We start from the raw sequence: 23,917 nt of genomic DNA, 5'->3' as shown, positions 1-23,917 counted from the left end.
GGGAATCCACGGCGCCGACGTGATGAAACAATGTCTTTTTGTGTGTTTGAGCGGGAAAGCAGGGCAGCTTTCCCGCTCAAATGTCAGAAATTTGCCAGATCATCCCTCACTGCCCGCAAAAGATCTTCAAGCGACAGTTCCGATGGTTCTGGTTGCGGCACCGGGCGCTCTAAAGGAGCGGCAACTGGCTTTGGCCGATCCAAAGCGCTGGCAGCGACCCTTGGCAGCAATTGCAACAGGAAGCCGGTCAGCGCTGGCAGGTTGGGATAATCAATGGCAATTGTTGCTGGCAAATCAGCAGCCAGTGCCTGAGCCAAGCGCGCCCGCAGGTCGATGGCCATGATGGAATCGAGGCCAATATCTGCAAATCCGACATCATCCGTGACAGCACCGTGATCACCGATGGCGTCACCAATCACCTCAATCAACACATCCCGTAGCCGCTCGGCCCGCTCATCCGCCTCGAGACCAGAAAGCTCCTGTACCAGCCAGCCTTTTGGCTTTGTTGGTGCAACAATGCCCGCACCCTGCCCCGATGCTCCACCCGCCAGCATTTCGACGATGGCCGATCGCGGATGAGCGCCAATATGGGCTGCAAAAGCCTGAAAATTGGCGGATACCGCAACGATATGCGTTTGTTGGCCTGACGCCGCCATTGCCAGAAGCGGCTCGGCCTCAGCATCACACAGACTGTGCACACCGAGCCGTTCTGCGGCCCTCGCCGCCGCCCCTGCTGCCGCAAGCCCGCCTTTTGCCGTCGGAACCCATGGCCCCCAGGCAATGCTTGTGGCATTCACACCACGCGCCCGAAGGCTTTGGGCCAAACCATCAAGATAGCCGTTGGCGGCTGCATAGCTTGCCTGTCCTGCCGAGCCCAAACTTGCGGAAACCGATGAGAAGAAGACAATTTTGGCCGCTGCCTCGCCTTCTGCGGCTTTGAGCAGCACATCGGCACCCTTGACCTTTGCTGCGAAGACATGGGCGAAAGATTGCGGGGTAATTCGCTCAAACGCCTGATCATCGGTGACGCCTGCCAAATGGAAAATACTTTCCAGCGGCGCGATAACACGGGCGGCATCGATGGCGCGGGTGCAATCAACTGGATTGGTAATGTCGCCTGCAATTGTCACCACAGGCGTTCCATCCGCCTCCAGTTCCCTGATCACCCGGCGCGTGACCTCATCTGGCTGGGAACGTCCCATCAGAACAATTCCCTTTGCACCATTGCGTGCCGCAATAGCAGCCACGCTCAGGCCCAGCGCGCCAAGACCGCCGGTAATCAACACACTGCCGTTCAACTGCCAGACCGGAGCCTGCTCCTCAATGGGTGCCAGGCGGGCCACTTGCAAACCATCGCCATCAACAGACAGGCGGGTTTCCACAATGTCTCCAACAATGACGGACACAAGCTGATCGACATTTGCTCCCGGCGCAAACGCGATGCGGACCAAGCGACGGTCTGCCGCCTCTGCCTCAAGCGCTGTCAACATGCCCCACAAAGCCTGACGCAGAGGTGATGCTTTTGTATCTCCATCAACGACGACAACATAAGGTGTGTCGCGCGGAGCAGATTTGATGCTGTCAGCCAGCATCACCACGGCGCGCTCTGCATCCTCAGCCGAGGCCGAGGTGAGAGCGGCAAAACGCAGATCCACAATCCGTTCTGCGGTTTCCAAACCAGCAGCAAGCGCGACACCCCTCGCCGTAAGTGTGTCGGCAAGGCCGACAACACCATCCAGCGTACCAAGCACGGCAAGACGCTGCACCGCTTGCGACCTCGGCTCATTGGTGATCAGATCGTGCTTTTTCCAGACAAATTGATAGGCATGATCAACACCACGCTTCAGGCTGCGTTGCAGCAATTCCCGCGGCGCATGACGCACCCGGAACTCATCCACCGCGAGGTAGGATTGCCCGGTCTCATCAAAGAGATGGAGATCAGCCGTCTCGACGCGCAAGCGACCATTCGGCAGCGGCTCGGCCTTGGCAACCCGCACGAAGCCCCACAGCTCACTGCCCTCGGGCGCTGCCCGATGAAAGGACAATCGTTGTGCTGCAAATGGAATGGCGAGTGATGGCGCTTCTTCGCCGTCATCATCGACCATGAAGCCTGCGATGGACTGAAACAGACTATCAATCAGGCCCGGATAGATTTCATATTCGTTGCGCTGATCCGGCAAGTCCGGTTGGGCATAGCGCACAACCGCTTCCTCACCGCTGATCCATACATCCGCAATCCAGCGAAACGATGGGCCAAGCGTATAGCCCAAAGACCGGAAGTGGGCATAGAAATCATCGCCGGAAATATGGCGTTCGGCCTTGGCAATGAAAGCGGCGCGGTCCACAGGCAGGCCCTCACGCGGTGCGCTGTCGGCAAGACGGCCAATCAGATGTTCCTGCCAGACACCATGGGCCGGATCAATCAGGCTCTCAACCGAAATCTGTTTGCCTGCGCCGTTCCCAATAATGATCTGCGTCTCATATTGCTCACCATCCAGAATGACCAGCGCCCGCGGGCAAACCATGTCTTCAATCACCACCTGTTTGCCACCCGATGCGAGGGCTGAAAACACTGTGCCCAGATGCGAGGCCACGGGCGTGACAACCGTGCCATAGAGACGGTGATCGGTCAGGTAAGCCGGGAAATGGCTATCGCGCTCAAAGCTGAACATGCGGCCCTGAATGGCTGGTGAGCGCACCTCACGACCCCAATGGCGGCGTGGCCCGACAGCCACAGCCTGTGATTTTGCCCGAACTTTTGTCCAGTAACGGGTCTCTGCAAACGGATAGAGTGGTGCGGAGGCCGGGGACGCATAGAGATAGGCGTTGACCGCTTTGAAATTCAACTCCTGCCCGGCTTCATACACTGTCTTTACGGCGGCAAGCAGCGTCTGACGATCACTCACGCCGCGTTTCAGGGAGTGGGTCGCACCACGGGCAGGCGCAAGACCAGCCGCCGTTGTCAGATGCGCAAGGGTCTTGTCCGGTCCGATTTCCAGGCAGAGATCGACCCCGAAGTCGGCGAGCGTCTTCAAACCATCATGGAAGCGCACGGCCTGACGCACATGGCGGCACCAATAGGCTGCGGTGTAATCTCCAGCGCCTGCGAGTTTGCCCGTGACATTCGAGATGATTGGCACCTCTGGCGCACGATAAACAAAGCCAGAAATGCGCGCTTCAAGATCGTTGAGGATCGGCTCCATCATGCGGGAGTGGAAAGCGTGGGAGACCGTGAGTGGTCTGGCGATGACTTTTTCGGCCTTCAGCCGCTCGGCAAGCGCATCGATCTCGTCTTGTCGGCCAGCCACAACCGTTGCCTCAGGCCCGTTGATCACGGCAATATCAAGCGTGGTGCCGGTGATGAACGTCTCAACAACGTCCACCGGCGCGGCCACCGCCAGCATTGCGCCTTTCTCGGCGCTTTGCATCAAGCGGGCACGGGTGGCAATCAGCGCAAGCCCTGATGCGCGGTCCATAACCCCCGCATAAATGGCAGCCGAAATCTCACCAACGCTATGGCCGAGCACAATCGACGCATTGACCCCATAGGATGTCCAGAGTTCGGCCAAAGCCAGTTCAAGCGCCACCATGGCTGGCTGGGTGATCCATGTCTGGTTGATCGCCTCCTTATCGGCCCCAAACAGGATAAACTCGCGCAAAGACCGTCCGGAAAAATGCGGCGCAAGGATGCGGTCGCAATCATCAATCACGGCCCGGAAGACGGGTTCGCTTTCATAAAGCTCCCGCCCCATGCCAAAATACTGACTACCCTGACCGGAAAACAAAAAGGCAATCTTTGGGTCTTCACTGCCTTGCACGGCGGCCTTTGGCTGTTGCAAAGCGGTGATCAGCTCCTCACGGGTTTTGCCAAAGATCGCACGACGCTGCGAAAAATGCGCGCGACCGGAACCCGCCGTGGCCACCAGCGATGCAGCCGTATCATCATTGGCATCCTTGAGAGCCGTGGCCCAGACTTTTGTCAGACGGTCCACGCCCGCCCCATCGGGGGCTGAGAGCGGCAGCAGATAGGGGCCTTTTGCGGCAAGCCTTGGGAGGGCGTCAACATCGCGATACTCCTCCAGCAGCACATGGGCATTGGTGCCGCTGAAGCCAAAACCTGAAACACCGGCTACGCGGGTTTCCTTGCTGTCCCAAGGCGTAAAGGCACGCACAACATCGAGATGCCGATCAGACCAGCGGATATGCGGATTGAGCACCTCGCTGTGCAGGCTGGCTGGCAAGGCCTTGTTGCGCAGGGCAAGCACCGTTTTGATCACCGATGCCATGCCGGATGCCGATTCACCATGGCCGATATTGCTCTTGACCGATCCAAGGCGCAGCGGCTGATCTGCCGCCCGGCCTTCGCTCAGAACCGCATAGGCGGCATCCACTTCAATCGGATCACCCAGAGATGTTCCTGTGCCATGGGCTTCAAGATAACTGACCCGTGCAGGTGCAAGCCCTGCATCCGCCAGCGCCGTGGCAATCACCGCCTGCTGGGCTTTTCCGCTTGGCACGGTCAAACCAGACGAGGCACCATCATGGTTCACAGCCGTGCCGCGCACCACGGCAAGCACCTGATCGCCGTCGCGCTTGGCATCCGACAGGCGTTTCAGCACCAACATGCCGACACCTTCAGCCCGCACAAAGCCGTTTGCATCGGCCGAAAACGTCTTGCAACGTCCCTCTGGTGAGAGCATGTGCGCGCGGCTGACCGCCACCGAGCAGGAGGCCGCAGTGATGACATTCACACCACCTGCGAGAACACAATTGCTCTCACCGCTGCGCAGAGACCGCACCGCAAGATGCAAAGCCACCAGCGACGACGAGCAGGCCGTATCCACTGCAAGAGCTGGGCCATTGAGACCAAGGATGTAGGAAATCCGGCCTGCATTGGCGTTGAGAGCGGTGCCTGTGCCGAAATAAGCATCCAGCTCATCCAGCCCGCCGTCTTCCAGAAGCCGCGCGTAATCGGAGTTCGAAACGCCCAGGAACACGCCGGTTGCCGTTCCTTTCAGGCTTCGCGGATTGATATTGGCGTGTTCCAGTGCATGCCAGACGGTCTCCAGCAAGAGGCGTTGCTGCGGATCGAGGCTCTCGGCCTCACGCGCTGGCATATTGAAGAACTGCGCATCAAAACGCGAAAGATCCGAGAGGAAGCCACCCTGATCCGTGGTAATTTTTCCACGCGACAACGGATCGGCATCATGCAGAGCTGCGATGTCGAAACGTTCCGCTGGCACACGCCCAACCGTATCGCGCCCTTCCTTCAGAACTTGCCAGAATTCGTCGAGCGTATCGGCTCCCGGAAAACGCCCCGCCATGCCGATGATGGCAATTGGCTCTGAGGAGGCTTCGCCTGTCGGCCGGGAAGGACTGTGCTCGATCTTCGGCTGTGGTGGCGCAAGTGGTGCGGCGTCCGACACGGCAACCAACTCAGGAAGCGCTGGGGGCTGGATTGGCTCAGAGATTGTGCTGCTGGTGCTCGTCGATGCACCGATCAGCAGATCAGATACGAAGGCGGCGAGAGCTGTAACAGAAGCATTGTCAAGGATAGCCGCGGCGGAAACCTCGACGCCGAAAGTGGCGCTCACTTCACCTGCCAGATCCACCGCCATGATTGAATCGAGGCCAAGATCGAACAGACCGACCTCATTTTGCACCGCCTTGCTATCGGTGAACCCCAAAATCGTCGCCACAATGGTGCGCAGTTTTTCGCGGATAGCCCCGGCTCTTGCCCGCTGCGGCAAGGCGAGGATGGTGGAAGCCACCGAGGTGTCACCGCTGGTTTTTAATGGTTCGTCTTGTACAGCGCCCCCAAGATTGGCGAAAAGGCCGCGCTTGCGACGGGCACCAACCACGTCGCTGAACCGCTTCCAATTGACGTCACAGGCAATGAGTGCGCTTGCGCCCTTCGGAGCATGGGCCGTCAGCGCGGCAACGCCTGCGGCGGGGCTGAGTGCGGACACCCCTAACCGTTCAAAATTGCTGCGCGAGGCGGCGTCGGCCATGCCATCCAGCGCCCAGGGGCCATAGGCAATGGCGGCTGCGGCGCGGCCAGCGGCTTGCTCGGCGGCAATTGTTGCCATCAGCCCGCTATTGGCGGCACCATAGGCCGCATAGCCCTCCGTGCCCCAAATGGCCGTCACCGACGAGAGGGAGATGAAGAAGTCGGGCTTGTGTTGACGGGCCAACAGATGCAGCCACCAGCCACCGGAATATTTGCCGCGCAGGGCCGCTTCAAATCCGGCACGATCAAGAGTTTCCACCGCACACGGTGCAAGGCTGCCTGCGGCATGGATAATCCCGCCCAGCGGCGGCAAGCCGGATGCGAGGGCAGCGGAAACCGCAATCTTCAAATCCTCGCCCTGATCACAATCAACAGCAATGTAGCGCGCATCAACGCCCTTGCTGGCCAGCGCCACAAGACTGGCCCGCGCCTCCGGCGACAGCCCAGCCTCAGGCGTGCGGCCGGTAAACAGCAATTGCTTTGCGCCCAGATCAGCAAGATGCAGCGCCATTTCCCGGCCAATCGCGCCAAGTCCACCGCTCAAAAGATAGGTCGCATCCGCACGCACCGACAGAGTAGGGCGATAATTGGCAGCAACAGCAGCCAGACGCGCCGCAAAGGCTTTGCCTTGACGAACAGCCGTCACGTCTTCTGATCCGTCCGACAGGGCGATGGAAAGCGTGGTGGTGGCATCAGCCGTAGAAAGCGTTTCAGAGGCAAGATCAATCACCCCGCCCCAAGCCTTGGGATATTCCAGACCCAGCACAGGTGCCAAGCCGTGCAGCAGCGCATGATGGGAGGCAATCACCTGATCACCGTCTGCCACGACATGCTGCGCCTTTGTCAGCACAAACACCCTTCCATTCGCCTTATCGGCTGCGCGCAGCGCTTCCACAACACGGACGCACAGGGCCGCTCCATCGGCGGCAATGTCGGTTTGATCCAGCGCACTCGGCAGAGCGCTGGGGTTCAGGCCCAGCAAAAGCACGGGGGCATCAAGACCCGATAGAGCATCAACCCAACCCTGATTGTCTTTTGGCAGTGACGCACTGGCAAGGCGCACCACCTGTCGGCCAGCCCCATTGGCAGCCAAGGCCAGCGGTGCCAGCGCGGTCTCATCATCGCCTGCCAGAACGACAGTGGACGCTGTGTTGGAAACCTTCATATCCGCAGGCTGCCAGTCGATAACGTGCAAAGCGGGTGCCTTGGCCGCAGGTGTTTCCTGAGCGACGGCAGGCACTGCAAGTGGTTGCTCTGCATCCGCCTTGGCGGCTCTCTCGGGCTCATACCTCTGCCGCTCAAACGGATAGCTTGGCAGACTGACAACCTGTCGTGGGAGAGTTCCTGCATCCCATGCTGCTAGATCAGCACCGGACACAATGGCCGTGCTGCTTTTTCCCTCCGCCAGCAGCGATAAAGCCTCCAGCGCCTGGGCGCGGGTTTCAGCCTTGATGAACACCCGCTCAGGCTGGCGGGCTCTGCCAAAATGCACCGTATAGGCAAAAGCGGGATAAGCGCCGTCATTGAGCTCTTCGAGACTTGCATGATAGGCTTTTGCCAGCGTCTGAAGCTGTTCCTGGCTCCGGGCAGATACCTCAAAACCGGCAACCGCGGTTGCAATAGGCGGCACCGCCTCAGCAGGACCAAGAATAATATGGGCATTGGTGCCGCTCATGCCGAACGAACTGACACCCGCATAGCGCCCGGCCGCACCCCAGGGGGTAACGGTTTTGGGGAAATCAAGACCCGTGCCGGATATGTCAATGCGAGGGTTCAGCGTTTCGAAATGCACGATGGGCGCAACCGCACCGTGACGCAGACAGGCGATGGCCTTGATCAAGCCTGCAACCCCTGCGGCCGCCTCAAGATGGCCGATATTGCTCTTGACGGCCCCGATGTGCAAGGGCGCACCACCGTTTTTGCTGGCGAGGGCGGCGATGATGGCCTCCATCTCGATGGGATCACCAAGGGATGTGCCAGTGCCGTGGGTTTCAAGATAGCCAATATCGGCAGCCGTCAACCGTGCATCGGCAATGGCCGCTTCCAGCAAATTGGCTTGGGCAAGAACATTCGGGGCCGTAAAGCCGCTTGAGCGGCCATCCTGATTGATGGCCGAGCCGTGCAAAACAGCCAGCACCCGGTCGCCGTCGTTTATGGCCTGATCCAGCCGCTTCAGCACCAGCATGCCACCGCCTTCACCGCGCGTGAACCCATTGGCGCGCGCGTCAAACGACTTGCACAAGCCATCCGGTGACAGTGACCGCGTTTCGCGCACCAGCCGCGTTGACCTTGGTGACAGGATGAGGTTGACACCGCCAGCCAGGGCCAGATCGCATTCGCCACGCCGGATCGCCTGCGCCGCCAGATGCACCGCCACCAGAGAGGACGAGCAGGCAGTATCCACCGCCATGGCCGGCCCCGTCAGGCCAAGGGTGTAGGAGATGCGACCGGCAGCGAAACAATGGCCATTGCCCGTTGCCCAATAGGCGTCCTTGTCCTCTTCCTGCCAGTCCCGATAGTCCTGACCGGTGATGCCGATGAACACGCCGGTGGTCAGATCCTTCAGCCGATCGGCTGGCAGGCCCGCATCGTCAAGCGCCTCATAGCTGGTCTCCATCAACAGACGGTGCTGGGGGTCAAGGGCGCGCGCTTCCCGTGGGCTGATGCCAAAGAACGAAGCGTCAAAGCCGGTGACATCCTCCAGAAAACCGCCTTTGTGCGGTAGTGTTTCCCATTCATCGGCAAAGCGGGCGCGTCTGGCCTCGGGCATGCGGGCCACCAGATCCCGGCCTTCTGCCAGAGCCTGCCAATAGCTCTCAAGATCGCTGATGCCGCCGGGAAAGCGCATTCCAAGGCCAATCACGGCCAGCGGCTGATGCGTGCCCTTGGCATCCAGTTCCGCCTTGAGTTTGCGGATCGTATCGAGTGCCCGCGTCAGCGGTGTGGCAGGAGTTTTGGTTTCCATCTCGTCTATCCCTTTCGGTCAGGTAGCACGTCTGATCACGAGACCCTTTTGCTCAGGTGCGCTTGTGATCTTGCAGATTGAAAGCTCACGCAGCTTCGGCGAACACACGCTGGCAGAGCACCGTCGAAAGCGCCTTGGTGTTGCCATAGGTCCAAAGCAGCGTCGGTGAGAGTTTCAGCCCGAAGGAGGCCTCCAGCCGGTTTCGCAACTCCAGTCCCATCAGCGAGTCCAGCCCCAGAGACTTGAACGGCACATCGGAATCAAAGCTTGCTGGATCAAGCCGCAGGACCCGGCCTGCAAGCTCTCGCACCTTGTCTTCCGCAAGGCTCAGTCTTTCGCCTTCCGGGGCTGCCTCCAGATGCAGTTTGAAGTCCTGCCCGGTGGTTGCCTGACCTCCGCTCTTGGAAGCCTCCAGCAAAAGCTGCCAACTGCTCTGGGCCGCCGTATCGGGATAGGCTTCAAACCACTGACGCAGATTGAGCGGCACATAGCCCACCTGCACCTCACCCTCCAGAAGATAGCGTGTCAGCGCATTCCAGCCTTCTTGTGCGGTAAAACTGCCCATCCCGCGTTCTTCCAGACGGGCACCGCGAATGTCATCCTTTGCGGCAAGGCCAATTTCGGCAAATGGCCCCCATTGCACGGCAAGGGCTGGCAACCCTTCAAGGCGTCGGACTTCCGCAAGCGTATCGAGAAAGGCGTTGCCAGAGGCATAGACCGCCTGACCGGCATTGCCAAACAGCGATGCGGCCGAGGAGAAAAGTACAAACAGATCAAGCGGATCAGTGCGCGTCAGTCGATCAAGGTGGATGGCACCATCCACTTTAGGGCGCAGAACCCGCTCCACCTGTTCCGGGGTCAGATTGACAATCAATGCATCATCCAGCAGGCCCGCTGCATGAACAACACCACGAATTGGCTTCATATCGGTGCGGATAGAGTGCAGCACGCTCTCCAGCCCCACTGCGTCGCCCACATCAACGGCAAAACTTCGGACATCCGCCCCCTTGGCCCGCAGCGCTTCTATGGCCGAAGAAGCATCGATGGTGGGAGCAGAGCGCCCGAGCAAGGCGATGGCACCCGCGCCATGCTCAACCAGATGGCTTGCCAGAGACAGGCCCAGCGCGCCGAGACCGCCACTCAGCACATAGGTGGCATCGCTGCGGTATCGGCCAGCCCGCAAAGGCTCTGGCGCAACGTGGGCAACCGATTCCGGTGTGGTCAGTACGAATTTGCCAACGTGATTGCCCTTTGCCATGGTGCGCAAGGCTTCTGCGGCATCCGCAAAACTGTAAGTCATCACCGGCAGCACGCTCAGCTTTCCAGCATCCACGGCCTGCCAGACATCATGCATCAGGCGTGCGAACCGCTTGGGGCGGCGCTCCATCAGGCCCGCGAGGTCGACGGCTGAGATCGATATGCGACCCTTGAAGACCCCAAGGTTGATCGAGCGACCGCCGTAAATGTCTTTTTTGCCGACTTCGATAAAGCGACCGTCCTCCGCCAGACTTTCAAGCCCCAGCGGAATGGCGGCACCGGTCAGGGAGTTCAAAACAACATCAACCCCCCTGCCCTCGGTGACGGATTTAACGGCATCGACCCAATCAAGGCTGCGGGAGTCAAACACATGGTCAATTCCCATGTCCCGCAGAATCTGCCGCTTGTCCTCACTGCCTGCGGTGGCAATCACCTGCGCCCCGCGCATACGGGCAATCTGAATGGCCGCCAGACCAAGCCCGCCGGTGGCCGAGTGGATCAGAACGGTTTCGCCCGCTTCCAGATCGGCAAGGTCAATCAGTCCATACCAGGCGGTCGCCATCACCAGTGGCAGAGCGGCTGCATCGGCATCCGACACATGGGCCGGAATGCGCCGGGCATGGCGCACATCCACTGTCACATGGGACGCGAATGAGCCGAAGGTGCAGGCCACCACACGATCCCCCACCGCAAATTCGGTGACACCTTCGCCAAGGGCAACCACTTCGCCCGCGCATTCACCGCCAAGCCGAGAGGATTTTTCATCAAGACCCGGATAGGTTCCCATGGCTTTCATCACATCGATGAAATTGAGTGCTGCGGCCTTGACGGCAACCTCAACCTCTCCCTTGCCGGGCGCGGTGCGCGCCAGCGGTCGGTACTCCAGACCGTCCCAGAAACCGGGCCGTGCCGACACCAAACGGAAAGGTTGCGCCGGAGTCTTCCATGCCGTGCTCGCAGGCTCTTCCTGCGGCTTGGTCTGGCTTAGGCGTCCTACCCAGCGCTTTTCCTGACGCAGCACAACCTGATCCTCTCCGGTTTGGGAGAGAAGTTCTGCCGCGCTCTCATCGGCCCATGAGGGTGCCGAGGGATCAATATCAAGGACAATGCCCTGTAATTCGGGATGTTCTCGCCGCAAGACGCGCAGGAAGCCCCAATATAACCCGGCACCTGCATCTGCCAGACTATCCCCTTCGACAGTGCGAGCGTTTGCCGTGACAATGGCGAGCTGCGGAAGCGAGGGCAAAGAACCTGCGGCTTTGACCAATTGGGACAGCTCAAACAATCCGCGCTTCTGGGCCTCAATACCGGAACGTGCGCAAGGTGCCATATAAACCACGCCAGCGGCATCGGTCTTGTCTGGCAGCGGCCCGGATTGCACGCGCAGGGCCTTGCCGCCTGCATGGGTCAGCGCATCGGCAAGCGCATCGGCTCCGTCTTCGTCACGACCATAGATGATCCAGCTGGCAGGAGAGGCCTGCTTCTGACGCGGTGCCGGAACAAAGCTTAGTCTGAAACTCCGGCCTGCTTCCTCACCATCGTCATGACGCTGGTCAAGCACATGCAGTGCTATGCCTTCCATGCTGGCGAGAATGCTCTTGTCGCCATTGTAGAGGAAAATGTCATAGTGTTGCGTGTCGCTATCGGTATTTCGGACGGTCGCATGGGCATAAACCTCGGTCACTGGCTCCTGCGGGTCCGTGAAGAAGGCCACTTTGGCAACCGCAACCGGCACCACCGTGGCATCGCCCGGAAACAGCGCCAGCGCGCTTTGCAAAGCCGCATCCCAAAGCGCCGGATGCAGGCCATGAGGGCGGGCACTGGCCCGCGCCACCTTTGGCAAGGCAATCTCGGCAAGCACGTCGGCCTCGTTTTGGAAAAGCTGCCGTATTCCCTGGAACGCCGGTCCATAATGGATGCCGCGCGCCGCTGTCTTGCTGTAGAAGTCTTCAATGGAGAGGGCTTCTGCGCCTAACAGATACTCGGGGAACGGGCGTGTCTCGGTCGGCGACAAGCGATTGTGAAAGCGGGCTGTGGCATTGTCGGTCCATGTACTGCTTCCCCTTGGCAGGGACCGCAGGGTCACAGTGCCACCATCGGTGATGGTGTCCTGCACGGTCAGGCTGGCGCGGACCGGCTCATCGGCAATGGTCAGATCACCCATGAATTTCACGGCGCTCAATTGGGCAGGCATGACGCCGGTGCGCGCACGTGCAGCCGCCAGCGCCAGCGCCATCATGCCAGCGCCGGGAAAGACCACAGCTTCATGGACCTTGTGATCCACCAGCCATGGATTATCCTCTACGCCAATCTCCAGCACGCCTTCCCAAGCATCCGGTTCCTTCGAGGATGGCAAGAGTTCAACCTCAAGCCCGCTGCGGCCAGAGCCTTTACGACGCGGCGCACCGATCCAATAACGGCTGCGTTGCCAAGGATAGGCGGGCAGCGCAACATCGGCTTTTGGCAACAGGCCGAAGGGCGAAAGCCCGGCGGCATAGGCCCGCGCATGAAACAGCACCACATCCTTGAGGGAACCCATGTCACGCAGCATGGTTGAGAGTGCAATGGGCGGATCAGGCTGATCCGCGGCCAATTGTTCGATGGCCGGAGCGAGGCCCTTATGCGGTGCAACCTCGATAACGTGGGTCACGCCCTCGGCAAACAACCCGGTCATCACGTCGGCAAACATCACAGGCTCACGCAGGTTGCGCACCCAATAGGTGGCATCGAGTTCCGCGCCCTGCATGTCCCGGATATCCACGGTCGAAACCAGCCGAATATCACCCGCCATAGGCTGGATATCCGTGAGGGCTGCGTGCAACTCTTCCTTGAATTCATCCATGTGGTGACTATGCGAGGCATAATCGACCTTGATCAGGCGGTTGAAGGTCTCTTCCGCATCCAGCAATTCCTTGAGCGTCATCACGGCCTCGGCGTCACCGGACAACACCGTGGAGCGCGGCCCATTGCTGACGGCGATGGAAATCTGATCTTCAAATCCTTCCAGCGCGGCCCTGGCACCAGCAAGATCAAGGTCCACGGCCAGCATCAGACCCCGGCCAGCCTTGCCACGAATGATGGATGAGCGCTTGGACACAACACGCGCCGCATCTTCGAAACTCAAGATACCGGCAACCGTGGCCGCCGCCACTTCACCCTGACTGTGACCAACCACCACATCCGGCACAATGCCAGCCTCACGCCACAGCGCCGCCAAAGACACCATCATGGCCCAAAGCACTGGCTGGACGATATCGACACGATCAAGCCAATCGGTTCCGGCCGCACCGGAGATCACCTCAATCAGATCCCAATCCACAAGCGGTTTCAAAGCCGCAGCACAGTGCTCCATTGTCGAGGCAAAAGCCGGGCTTTCCTTTAAGAGGTGAACACCCATGTCAGCCCATTGCGACCCCTGGCCGGGAAACACGAAGGCAACCTTTCCAGATTTGCGCGCAGTCCCATTCACGGTAAACTCCGCCTCGTCATTGGTTGCCAACCACTGCTCAAGATCAGCCGCCAATGTGGCCGCATCATTGCCCACCAAGGCCACGCGCCGCATCAGATGGCCGCGCCGCCACGCCAGCGTGCCAGCAATGTCACGCAGGTCTTGCTGACCACTTGCCAACACATCCATCAACTGCCGCGCTCTTTCTTTCAGCGCCGCCTCGCTATGGCCAGACAGGGCAAGAAGCACAGGCGCATCCGTGGTTTGCGCGGCCTCGACCTTGCGCTCAGGGGCTTGAGTCAAAACAATATGGGCGTTTGTGCCACCCCAGCCGAAGGAGTTGACGCCAACATAGAAAGGCTTGTCGGCTGGAAGCGGTGTTGGCTCTTTTGCGACCTTCAGGCCCAATGCGGCAAAATCAATCGATGGATTGAGCACGTCACTATGCAGGTTTGCAGGCACCTGACGTTTTTCAACCGCCATGATGGCCTTGGACAGGCCCGCAAGGCCAGCCGCCGCTTCAAGATGGCCAATGTTGGTTTTGACCGAACCGAGAATGATCGGCTCCAATCCCTTTTCTGCGCGCTTGCGACCAAGAACGCGGCCAATGGCCCCCGCTTCAATCGGATCACCAACCGCAGTGCCCGTTCCGTGGGCTTCGATGTACAGAACATCTTCCAGCGGAATTCCGGCTTTGCTGTAAATAGTGGAGAGAAGATCTTCCTGTCCGGCAGGGCTTGGCGTGACCAAGCTATCGCCGCCACCATCATTGTTGACGGCAGACGCCACAATCACCGCATGGATGCGGTCGCCATCGGCCACGGCATCGTCAAGACGTTTGAGATAAAAGGCAACAATGCCCTCGCCGCGCACAAAGCCATCGGCACTGGCCGAAAAGGCCTGACAACGACCAACAGCCGATAAACCACCAAAATGCGTAAGCCCGATGGAGACATCCGGTGCCATCACCAAATTCACGCCGCCAACAAGTGCGCCTTCAATTTCGCCGGAGGCAAGCGCCTGCGCGGCGATGTGCAGGGCAACCATGCCCGATGAACAGCCGGTTTCAACCGTGAGGCTCGGTCCCTTGAAACCATAGAAATAGGAGACACGCGCAGAAACCACATCCAGCGCGTTGCCGACAATGCTGTGCTGGGTTGTTGGTGCGCCATTTTCTTTGCGCAGAATTTCATAATCATGCCAGGACGCGCCGACATAAACCCCGATGCGCTTTCCAGCCAGCACTTCGGGTCGTTGTCCGCCATCTTCAAGGGCCGTCCAGCTTGCTTCCAGCATCAAACGCTGCTGGGGGTCCATATCCTCGGCTTCTCTGGGCGAAATACCAAAAAAGGTTGGGTCAAACTGATCGACGCCTTCGAGAAAACCACCCACGGCCTGCACGCTTTTTTGCGGATCAAGCTGTTGGTTTGCGTCCCATTTTTCGGCAGGGACCGGGCGGATCGCATCACGCCGTTGCAGCATCAGCTGCCAGAGGTCATCCATGCTGGGTGCACCGGGAAACCGGCCAGACATGCCAACAACGGCCAGACGGGGTTGTACTTGGCGGGCATTGTTTGAAGAGGAAGCAGACTGTTTCATGATAGACCTCAGGAAGGACGAAGGCGGGGGGCGGCAAAGCGCAACCGGAACCGCAAAATCTGTGTGATGAAACGGCTTAAAATCGCCCGCCCCGTGTGCTGGAGCAGGATGGACAGGATGAGAAGACGGGTCTCGATCAAATGATTGGGCGCGCCATGCACATCCTTGAAAGCATGCAGATGAAATTGCGGAACCAGTTGCTGCGCATCGGTCCACTCGGACGATGGGATAATTTCATCTTCAAGGGCCGCAACGTAGTGCAGCGGAACAGAAACCGACTTCAATTCGCCGGTGCTCAAGGCCAGTGCCGACAAGGCATCATCGACCTTCTCTTTCTCACAGCCGAGAGCGATGGACAGAGCAAACCGTGAAATGGCGGGCATACCTGCCTTTGCCACCGGATCGAGAAAGAAACTGCGCAGCGGCGCGCCAACCGTAACAACACCCTGAATGCGTGGGTTCTTCAGACTGTGTAATACCGCCAGATAGCCACCAAAGCTTGGTGCCACCACCAGCGTGCGCGAAATATCGCATTCACCCGCAACCGCCGCCATGATGGCCCCATAGAGATCGGCTGCGGATCGATCATAGGTGAGGGTATTTTCGCCCATGCCGGGAAAATCCGCGATGGCAACGGCGGCCCCGATTTTACGGCCAAGTTTGAGAAAGCTGCCCCACTGCTCCTTGAGCGAAACAATTCCGCCCATCAGGATCACCAGAGGTGCCTGCTTTTTCTTTGCGGGGGAAAACAGAATTGTCAGGGCGGCATTGCCAACGTTGATCTTGCGGCGCTCGCCGACATTTGCAGCTTTCATCCAGACCGCAAAATTTTCGCTGCACGCTTTGCCAGCCAGGCGCTTGGCATCATTATCAGCAGCCGGAAACCGGGCGAGATTATAGAGGTTGGCCGCCTTGAGGTGCTCGCCCGCATCAGCCTCGGCCTTCGCCTTGGCCGACCATTCATCGACCCATGATCCAGCGCCTTCCCCATCCAGGGTCTTGATGCGCCCAAGCACATCATCGATAAAGGCTGGCGTAAAGCCCATATGCCGGGCGTGCAGACCAACAAACTGTTTGGCTTCAGGCAACTCTGCCATGGAGGGCCTCCATTGGCATGTTGTGAGGGGCATTCATGACCTTATCCATCAACCGATATTTTGCGGGGTTCAGATTGAGAAGCCGCATCCGCGCCCGGCGCATCATCGTGCCAAGGGCCGAGCTCTGAGCAAGATTGGCCTCCTGAAGCCGCTGGAATTTGGTCACCATGGCCTTATGGGCACGCCGCACATTTGCGGTCGGCTCCAGCGCCGTGGAGGGAAGCGGACCTGTGCTGTTTTTCAACGCCTCCTCGATAACTGGCGCAAAATAGATGGTATCCTGAAGGGCAAGATTGACCCCCTGCCCGAGAATGGGTGTGGCCGTGTGAGAGGCATCACCAATCAGCAGCAAGCCATCGCGTGACCATTGATCAACCTCGGCGGTGAAGATTTCCAGAAACGAAGTATCATTCCACGACTGGATATGTTGATTGACAAGATCCTTGAGGCGCGGATCCAGATCAGAAATACTGTCCCGGAAGGCTGCGATCCCCTGTTTGCGCGCATCGCCAAAGCCCTTCTTGGGCAAATTATAGCCAATGCGCAAAAGATCGGGGAAGGTCGGCAGAATCACAAGATGGCGGTCCTTCTTGACCACAAGCTGCGATTCATGCGCCCAGCCGGACGGGCGCGGAAACTTGAACCAGACGAAATCCCGCTCCATCGGGGTGATTTTCACCTTGAGGCCAGAGGCTTTTCGCACCAATGAAAACCGGCCATCCGCCGCAATCACCAACCGCGAGCGAACCTCAAGGATCTGACCATCCGGACCTTCCAGTCTTGCGCCCTTGATCGCGTCACCCTCTTCAATCAGGGACGTGAACTGATATCCCATCAACAGTTTGAAATTGGGGTAGGCCGCAGAACTGTCATTGAACGCGCCAATCATGGCGGGCTGCGGGATATCAATGGGCAAGGCATCGATCGGAAATCTGCGATAATCCATCGACATGATGTTCTTGCCCTTTTCCCAGAAGGAAATTCCTTCCAGCTCGACAAAGCCGTGGCTGGCAAGCTTCGGCCCAAAGCCCAACTCCCTCAAGGTCAACACCGAACGGGCGGCAATGGTTTCGCCACGAAAGTTACGCTCGATATCGCTGCCCTTTTCGGCCAGCAGAACATTCACACCACGCCGCACCAGAAGATTGGCAATCAACGCACCGGCTGGCCCCGACCCCACCACGAGAACATCGGTTTCATATCTATCGCTCATTGTTCTATCTCCCAGTTTTCAAGACGTTTCTTGATGCTTCCGAGAATTTCGGCGGCCAGAGCGCCATCAAGCACCCTGTGATCAAAGGTCAGTGACAGTGTGAACTGAGGCCGCACAACGATTTGGCCATCAACAACAACCGGCTTCTCAGTAATCCGTCCGACACCCAGGCCGATCGTGCCGGCAATCATCGGCAGGATGGCGCTCACCTCTTCCTGCCCCACCGAGGTCACAGAGAAATTGCCTTGAAGTGCTGCCCGTTTCAGCGGCTTGCCAAGCACGAGATTGTAGGCCAGCCGCATCAGCGGCAATGGCAGCCGATGCAGTTTGGACAGGGCAGCAAATGGCCCTGATGGTCCCACCGAGGCGGCCTTATGAAGATCAACGGAGGCCTGAATTTCGCGCAAACTGGCAAGATCGGGATCATTGACCGTGCCTGAAACCACGCATCGGGTGTGACCGATGTGTTTGTCGAACAAGACCTTGGCGGTGACATTTGGCGTGGTCACAAGCTTTGGAGAAAGTCCGTCCTTCAGCACCATGCGCGCTTCTTTTGTGGTGGCAATCACCTGCGCTGCGGCCTTGATGATAAAGCTGACGTAGCTGATTTTGCTACCATTCACGCCGTCTATAGCCAGCCGGGCGGCTTTTATTGCGCTGGCATCCACATCCGCCAGAAGGTAGATATGGGCGGTGTTTCGCGCGTCCTTGAGGAAGGCGTAAGTGTGCCCGCGTTCTTTGGGGAAATGATGGATGATTGCATTCATCATGTCACCGCTGGCGTTTTGATGGCCTTCACGATGTCCGCAACCTTTTCAGCGGCCATGAACAGTTGATAATCAACAGGCTGAGCGGTTTCGCGCTCCAAAAAAACCAACACCCGCAGGGCATTGACGGAATCCCAGCCCTCGACCCCCGCAAGCACCGTGTCTGGCCCCAGTTGATCCTCATCCAGATCCAGCAATTCGGCGATAACGCCGACAACTACGGCTTCATATGCCATGGAACACCTCCGCACCTTCGGTGATTTCAAGATAGTCTGGTGTCTCCGGCAGGCTCTGGAGCAAATGACGGAAGCCGTCCTCGCCCTCTGCTGTGAAACCCAGGTTTGAATAGAATTCGGCAAATTGGCTGTTCTTCGCGGTTTTGACGAAGCGCCCGGTCACAGAAGGCAGGCCTTGGGCCCGCGCCGCTTTCAAAAGCAGGGCGAAGAGCAGCGTCTCAACCCCGCGTGAAAAAACCCGGCAGCTCATGACGGCGTTTTCAACGATGGCGCTGCCGTCCTCAGCCTTGGAAATTGCCAGCGCCGCAATCAGCCCGCTGTCTCCAAACCGATCCGACAGTCTTGCTGCGAACACAGAGAGTTCTGCGGCAATAATGTCATCAGCGGTAAAGCGTCGGCCCGTCAGGTTGAACTGGTTGGTTTTGGCAAACAGCTGAACGATGCGGCCTTTGTTCAGCTCATTCAGGGGTTCAATCGTCAATCGCGACTGCAAGCCAGCGAGATAGCTGTCCATGGACAGGCTCTCGGATTGCAGCTCCGTGCGCGCGGCTTCTGCGCGATACATGGCCACCCGTTGCCGATCTTCTTCTGTCAGTTCCAGCAGATTGAAATAGTTGCCAGCGGCAAGTGTGGCCGCATAGCCTGCCGGATCGTCAGGCACATCGACCACAGTCACGTCAGGCAAGAAGGATTGAACGGCATCGCGCTCGAGCGGGTGATCATCGACAAACACCATGGCATCGAGCCCGATGTTGATGGTCTTGGCCTGAGTGCGGATGTTTTCGGCCTTCGGCTGCCAATTGGCGGTCACGACGGTAAAATCATCTGGTCGCAACAGCATTTCTGGGTGGTTGGCCAAAGCATCACGGGCGTTGGCATCATCGTTTTTCGAACAAACGGTTAGCAATACGCCCTGCCGCATATAGTCCCGCGCCAGCGCTTGCAGCTCAAGATGCGCCGATCCGGGATAGGAGCCGCCAATCTCCAGACCTGCGGTGCCGACATCGCCAACGACACCGCCCCACAGGGTGTTATCGAGATCAAGCACAAGGCACTTTTTGGCAAGCCCCAGATTGGCTTTCACAACGGTTGCCAGCTCTTGCGCAACACATTTCAAAAAGTCAGCGCAATAGGCCTGACCTGCCACATGATGCAGGCGGTGACTGGCGAATGGGCTTGCCCCCGCAACCGACACCGTTTCGGCCAATGAGAGCACAAGTGGCCCATCCTCCTCAGCAGACAGCGCCAGAATGGCTGCATTCATCGCACTCCATGCCGATGCCAGCCGCGCCCGGTTACGGTAGTCGATCAGCCGTGCAAGACGAAGGGGCGACAGCGGAATGGTGGTTAAAACCACCCGGCCACCGCTCAGAGAGCGGCAAGCCGAAGCCCAGTCACGCAGCTCGCCGGCAAAACGTGCAAGCCGCGCCTCAACCTCACTCATATCAAGGGCATCGCCAATATCGGCAAACACTGCTTCATCGTCGAGAAGGCAGAGGGTCACTTGCGGTTTGTGATCGCGCAAAAGCGCTCCGCCCGACAAGACCTCGAACCGCCACTGGTTGAAGCCCGCAAGGCGCGTTTGCGCCACGACGCCATCCCGTAGCAGCAGGGCTGCCAAGAGGTTGGGTAAGGTATCGAGCGTAGAACTGCCCAAAACCGCCAATCTCTGACTGCGAAGACCCGCAATGCCTGCCAGCGTGGACTGCTCCTGCTGCCCGGACAGCAACGCACCAGCAGCATCAAGGTCCAGAGGATCGGAAAAGCCCGCGAGAATGGCGCGCACCCTGCCGATTGATCCTGCCAAGTCCTGCCGCTTCAGAGCGCGCAGCTCAGCCATGGGACTGCGGTATATGGTTTTTTCAGCTGCGTTTGTCATGCGTGCCTCAATGCCATTCCGGCCATGATCCATTTCGATGACTCAACGGTTGCGACCAGCACCCGGCCCTTTTGACCGGAACCGGCCTTGATCTTTTCCATCAGTCGACGGAGCTGAATGAAGGGCAAGGCATTGCCGTTATTGCCTGTCTCAGCCACACAATTGACCGCCTGATCAGGGCGAACGCCGAGGCCTTCACGGATTTTTTCGGTCATCACACCGTTCAGCTGCGGTGTCAGGACATGTTCGACCTCAGCCAGCTCCCAGGCTTGGGTTTTGACGAGTTCATCAAGGATCTGACGGGCGATGTCTGGAACATGGCGCTCGATCGCCTTGTAATCCTCCTCACCCATGGCTTCGCCGCCGATAGCTCCTTCGGCACCGAACCATTTGACAATTTGTGCAGGCTTGCGCCCAAGCCCGATGCCGCGCAAAAACAGATGCTCGACAACAAGTCCGGGGCCGTCTTTGTCGGCGGAGACCACAGCTGCGCCGCCGCCATCGCCAAACAAGGCAAAATTCACCATTTCGGCAGGCTTCATCTGCCGTGAATCCTTGGCAGAGGGCCACATTTTCAGGCAGGTATCAGCACCAATCACCAGCCCCTGCCGATAACCGCTTGCCAACAATGCCTTTGCCGTGAACAGCCCTTGAAGGGCACCGGCACAACCGGAAGTCAATTGTAAGGTCGGGATATTGTTGATGCCCAGCCGGTCAGCAACAAGGTTGACCGTGGCGGGCATGAGGTGATCCGGCGATGCCGTGGTCAGGATCAAAAACTCGATATCCTCGGGTTCAACGCCTGCATCGGCCATTGCCTTTCGTGCTGCCTCATAGGCCAGATCGCCCGTGCTTTTCGGCACATCCCGGGCCGTATCCAGACGGCAAAAATAGCGGCTTCTGTTGCCAGTCATACTGTCAAGCCACTGTTCGTGCAGGCCAAACTTCTCTGCAAGATCGCGATTGGTCACCGGCTCTCCGGGCAAAACTTCGCTTAAGGCAACGATCCTCAAAAGGACCTCCTTTGTCTCGATACACGTTTAGGGCGCTTGTGCCGCGATGCAGGCAAGACCGATTTATCCGGTCAAACCCTGCTCAGTCGTTGGAGACGATCTTGCGGGAACCATTCAAAAATACAACCTAGGGGAAATACCGAATTATTAATACAGCCTAATATTGTCATAAGCTTGAACACAACCAAAACGGTAAGTTTGGAGTCCGTCTTTTTGCAAAGACAGTCTCTGCGGCACCTCTCACCAAATATCGCGAACAAAGGACGCTGTAGCACTTTAAATCTGCTGCATAATTCCTCAAATCGATTCAGATTTAAGGAATTATGCCGAAATCTACTGCATCAGCTTACGGAAAAATGTGAAGAAGGCTCATTTTTATGGAGCCGTTGAGGCATTTGCAGAATGTCCTGTCGAACACCAATTCTGCTTTCGACCCAATACTGTGTAATGCGCAAGGAAACGAAACGATCCCGGCCATTTATGGATCGCAAGCCACTGTATAATTCCTTAAACCGATGCCGATTTAAGGAATTATACAGTCGATCTCGTGTCAAAATATTTTCCCGCGTAAGACAATCAAGAAATAACGGCAGACTCCATACGCATATCCACGGAAGGACCGCCTTGCTCATGACAGCCCGATGTTTCATGATTGCTATCAATCAGACCCAAAAGAAGCGCTTTGACGACGGCTTGGGTTCTGTTCGAAGCCTCAAGCTTTCGCTTGACGGAATCCATATAACATTCGACGGATTTTTCAGATATTCCCAAGATCTGTGCAACTTCCCAAGAGGATTTTCCGCGCGAAATCCAAAAGACAGACTCTCGCTCCCGGCCCGATAGAAACGCGCGCCGACGGCCAACCACCGTGCTGGCCAACTCCGCCTCCATCACCAGACGCAACGCGTGAGCATGAAAAAAATGGGCCAAAATGTACAATAGGCTTTCATTGTACCTTTGCCTCTCCGGATCATACCTCTTAGGGTCGGGAATCCCCGTCATAATGGCAATCTCACCATCTCGGGAAATGAGTGGCATGGTGTATCCATCCACGAGTCCAGAACGCGTTGCATGATCCATGATACGTTGTTGTATCGCAGTCATTTCTGAGCGTTTAAGTTCCGCACGCCAATGAAATGGAGTCTTTCTGGAACGACAAAGCTCAAACACCTTGTCATCCTTAAAATAGTTATTGCTGTAATATTGTTCTAACCACTCTGTCGGAAAGTTACAGATAGCATGAGCAGGCTGTTTGACAGCCCCGCCGCAAAGGGCAGTGTGTTCAACAATACAATAACCAAAAAAGCGATACCCCAAGGAGACCATCACATCATTAAGGATCTCTTTCAGATCAGACAATGTAGACGATTCAAGAGTTCTGGCTGTAAATCTGTCAACAACATCTTTTACAAAAATTTCGTGATGCATCTCATACTCCGCGCAAGATTCTCCATATAAAATATAAACAATTTAAATTAAAATAATATAATTACGTCATAGAAACAGTTTATATATAAATACAACACAACTAGGTAATTTAAATCGTTACACAACGTCGATATACGTATTCAATATTTATAATTTACTATATTAATTCTCTAGATATATTTAAGCATGGATTTACACAATTAACAACATACATTTTTGTGATGACTCAACCTTGGCGTTTTCTCTGAACTCGGAATCGGCTTTTAGAAAATTGCACCATAGTTATCGATCTACAGCCCGTTTTTTTGTGCGGTACACGGTGAGAGGCGCAATCGTGCATCGATCCAACTGATGGCGTCGGCGCACTCATAACCAAGCTTGGCCGCCTATTTGTTGTCGCAGCGAAAATCATAAAGACCTCCAATGATTTTCGGGTTTTATCATTTTTCACAAAGCGTTGCTGGTATGGCTTACGGCTATTCACAGGTGCTCGATTGCAGGTTTGTCGCTGGGCAAGGCTCATTCCACAGTCACCGTTTTCGGCGTTATAAATTGACCTATCTGCGCCAGCTCGGCCTTGTTGGTCAGGCTATACATCACCACATCGCTGTCAGGGTCCTCGTTGCGAAATCCATGAGCCGCTCCTGGCGGAATGAAGGCGGTATCTCCTGGTCCCAAGAGCTTTTCGACTTCTTTTTCGAGCAAAAGAAAGACCTGACCGGAAATCACGAAGAACAGGTGCCACCAGGCATGTGAATGCATGTCCATGCTTTCACGACTGCGAATCCATTGATATTCCAGCGCCATACCATTGAAGAGCTCTGAATCATGACTGGCTGATCCATGCGTCAGGCCCAATGCATCTTCCGAGGTATGACGAAGGTTTTCTTTCAGCACATTAAGCCTGTCAGCGCTCCAGACCTTGGGCGACTTCTGCATGATATTTGTCAGGCTGACTTTCATCGCCGTGTAGCTACTCACAGTTCCATCAATATAGTTCATGGC

At 57.4% G+C, this 23,917-nt stretch carries 10 protein-coding genes; all 10 read right to left on the bottom strand.

The window, feature by feature from the left end; genetic code table 11:
- Nucleotides 1-83 precede the first annotated feature (83 nt).
- Nucleotides 84-8,975, bottom strand: a complete 8,892-nt coding sequence (locus E6C51_RS12625; RefSeq protein WP_190236215.1) for a type I polyketide synthase — start codon at nt 8,973-8,975, stop codon at nt 84-86.
- Nucleotides 8,976-9,060: 85 nt separating this feature from the next.
- Nucleotides 9,061-15,279 carry a type I polyketide synthase gene (locus tag E6C51_RS12620; RefSeq protein ID WP_190236214.1) on the bottom strand — a complete coding sequence of 2,073 codons (6,219 nt, stop codon included), beginning with the start codon at nt 15,277-15,279 and terminating at the stop codon, nt 9,061-9,063.
- Between the two features lie 8 nt (nt 15,280-15,287).
- A complete protein-coding gene (locus E6C51_RS12615; protein ID WP_190236213.1) occupies nt 15,288-16,376 on the bottom strand; it encodes an alpha/beta hydrolase in 1,089 nt (362 codons plus the stop codon).
- Nucleotides 16,360-17,589 (bottom strand): FAD-dependent monooxygenase, encoded by a 1,230-nt coding sequence (locus tag E6C51_RS12610; protein ID WP_190236212.1) that lies wholly within the window; start codon nt 17,587-17,589, stop codon nt 16,360-16,362. Before E6C51_RS12610 ends, E6C51_RS12615 begins: the two co-directional genes overlap by 17 nt.
- Nucleotides 17,586-18,359 (bottom strand): 2-oxo acid dehydrogenase subunit E2, encoded by a 774-nt coding sequence (locus tag E6C51_RS12605; protein ID WP_230987262.1) that lies wholly within the window; start codon nt 18,357-18,359, stop codon nt 17,586-17,588. Before E6C51_RS12605 ends, E6C51_RS12610 begins: the two co-directional genes overlap by 4 nt.
- Nucleotides 18,356-18,592, bottom strand: a complete 237-nt coding sequence (locus tag E6C51_RS12600) for an acyl carrier protein (RefSeq protein ID WP_146937967.1) — start codon at nt 18,590-18,592, stop codon at nt 18,356-18,358. Before E6C51_RS12600 ends, E6C51_RS12605 begins: the two co-directional genes overlap by 4 nt.
- Nucleotides 18,582-20,471, bottom strand: coding sequence for an HAD-IIIC family phosphatase (locus E6C51_RS12595; RefSeq protein WP_190236211.1), 1,890 nt, complete (start codon nt 20,469-20,471; stop codon nt 18,582-18,584). The genes E6C51_RS12600 and E6C51_RS12595 overlap by 11 nt, the downstream gene beginning before the upstream one ends.
- Nucleotides 20,468-21,484 carry a 3-oxoacyl-ACP synthase III family protein gene (locus tag E6C51_RS12590; RefSeq protein ID WP_190236210.1) on the bottom strand — a complete coding sequence of 339 codons (1,017 nt, stop codon included), beginning with the start codon at nt 21,482-21,484 and terminating at the stop codon, nt 20,468-20,470. Before E6C51_RS12590 ends, E6C51_RS12595 begins: the two co-directional genes overlap by 4 nt.
- Nucleotides 21,485-22,060: 576 nt before the next feature.
- On the bottom strand, nt 22,061-22,912 hold the full coding sequence (locus E6C51_RS12585; protein WP_190236209.1) for a helix-turn-helix transcriptional regulator: 852 nt from the start codon (nt 22,910-22,912) through the stop codon (nt 22,061-22,063).
- Nucleotides 22,913-23,431: 519 nt separating this feature from the next.
- Nucleotides 23,432-23,914, bottom strand: a complete 483-nt coding sequence (locus tag E6C51_RS12580) for a cupin domain-containing protein (RefSeq protein WP_146937959.1) — start codon at nt 23,912-23,914, stop codon at nt 23,432-23,434.
- Nucleotides 23,915-23,917: the final 3 nt, after the last annotated feature.

The sequence above is a fragment of the Gillisella terrae genome (genome assembly GCF_004801395.1).
Taxonomy (GTDB): domain Bacteria; phylum Pseudomonadota; class Alphaproteobacteria; order Rhizobiales; family Rhizobiaceae; genus Allorhizobium; species Allorhizobium terrae.
The sequence above is the reverse complement of the archived record's forward strand: the minus strand, read 5'-3'. Positions and strand labels throughout refer to the sequence as shown.

What these genes read in the sequence shown, in the direction of transcription:
- E6C51_RS12625 (WP_190236215.1), bottom strand. Translation starts at nt 8,975, where the DNA reads ATGGAAACCAAAACTCCTGCCACACCGCTGACGCGGGCACTCGATACG.
- E6C51_RS12620 (WP_190236214.1), bottom strand. Translation starts at nt 15,279, where the DNA reads ATGAAACAGTCTGCTTCCTCTTCAAACAATGCCCGCCAAGTACAACCC.
- E6C51_RS12615 (WP_190236213.1), bottom strand. Translation starts at nt 16,376, where the DNA reads ATGGCAGAGTTGCCTGAAGCCAAACAGTTTGTTGGTCTGCACGCCCGG.
- E6C51_RS12610 (WP_190236212.1), bottom strand. Translation starts at nt 17,589, where the DNA reads ATGAGCGATAGATATGAAACCGATGTTCTCGTGGTGGGGTCGGGGCCA.
- E6C51_RS12605 (WP_230987262.1), bottom strand. Translation starts at nt 18,359, where the DNA reads ATGATGAATGCAATCATCCATCATTTCCCCAAAGAACGCGGGCACACT.
- E6C51_RS12600 (WP_146937967.1), bottom strand. Translation starts at nt 18,592, where the DNA reads ATGGCATATGAAGCCGTAGTTGTCGGCGTTATCGCCGAATTGCTGGAT.
- E6C51_RS12595 (WP_190236211.1), bottom strand. Translation starts at nt 20,471, where the DNA reads ATGACAAACGCAGCTGAAAAAACCATATACCGCAGTCCCATGGCTGAG.
- E6C51_RS12585 (WP_190236209.1), bottom strand. Translation starts at nt 22,912, where the DNA reads ATGCATCACGAAATTTTTGTAAAAGATGTTGTTGACAGATTTACAGCC.
- E6C51_RS12580 (WP_146937959.1), bottom strand. Translation starts at nt 23,914, where the DNA reads ATGAACTATATTGATGGAACTGTGAGTAGCTACACGGCGATGAAAGTC.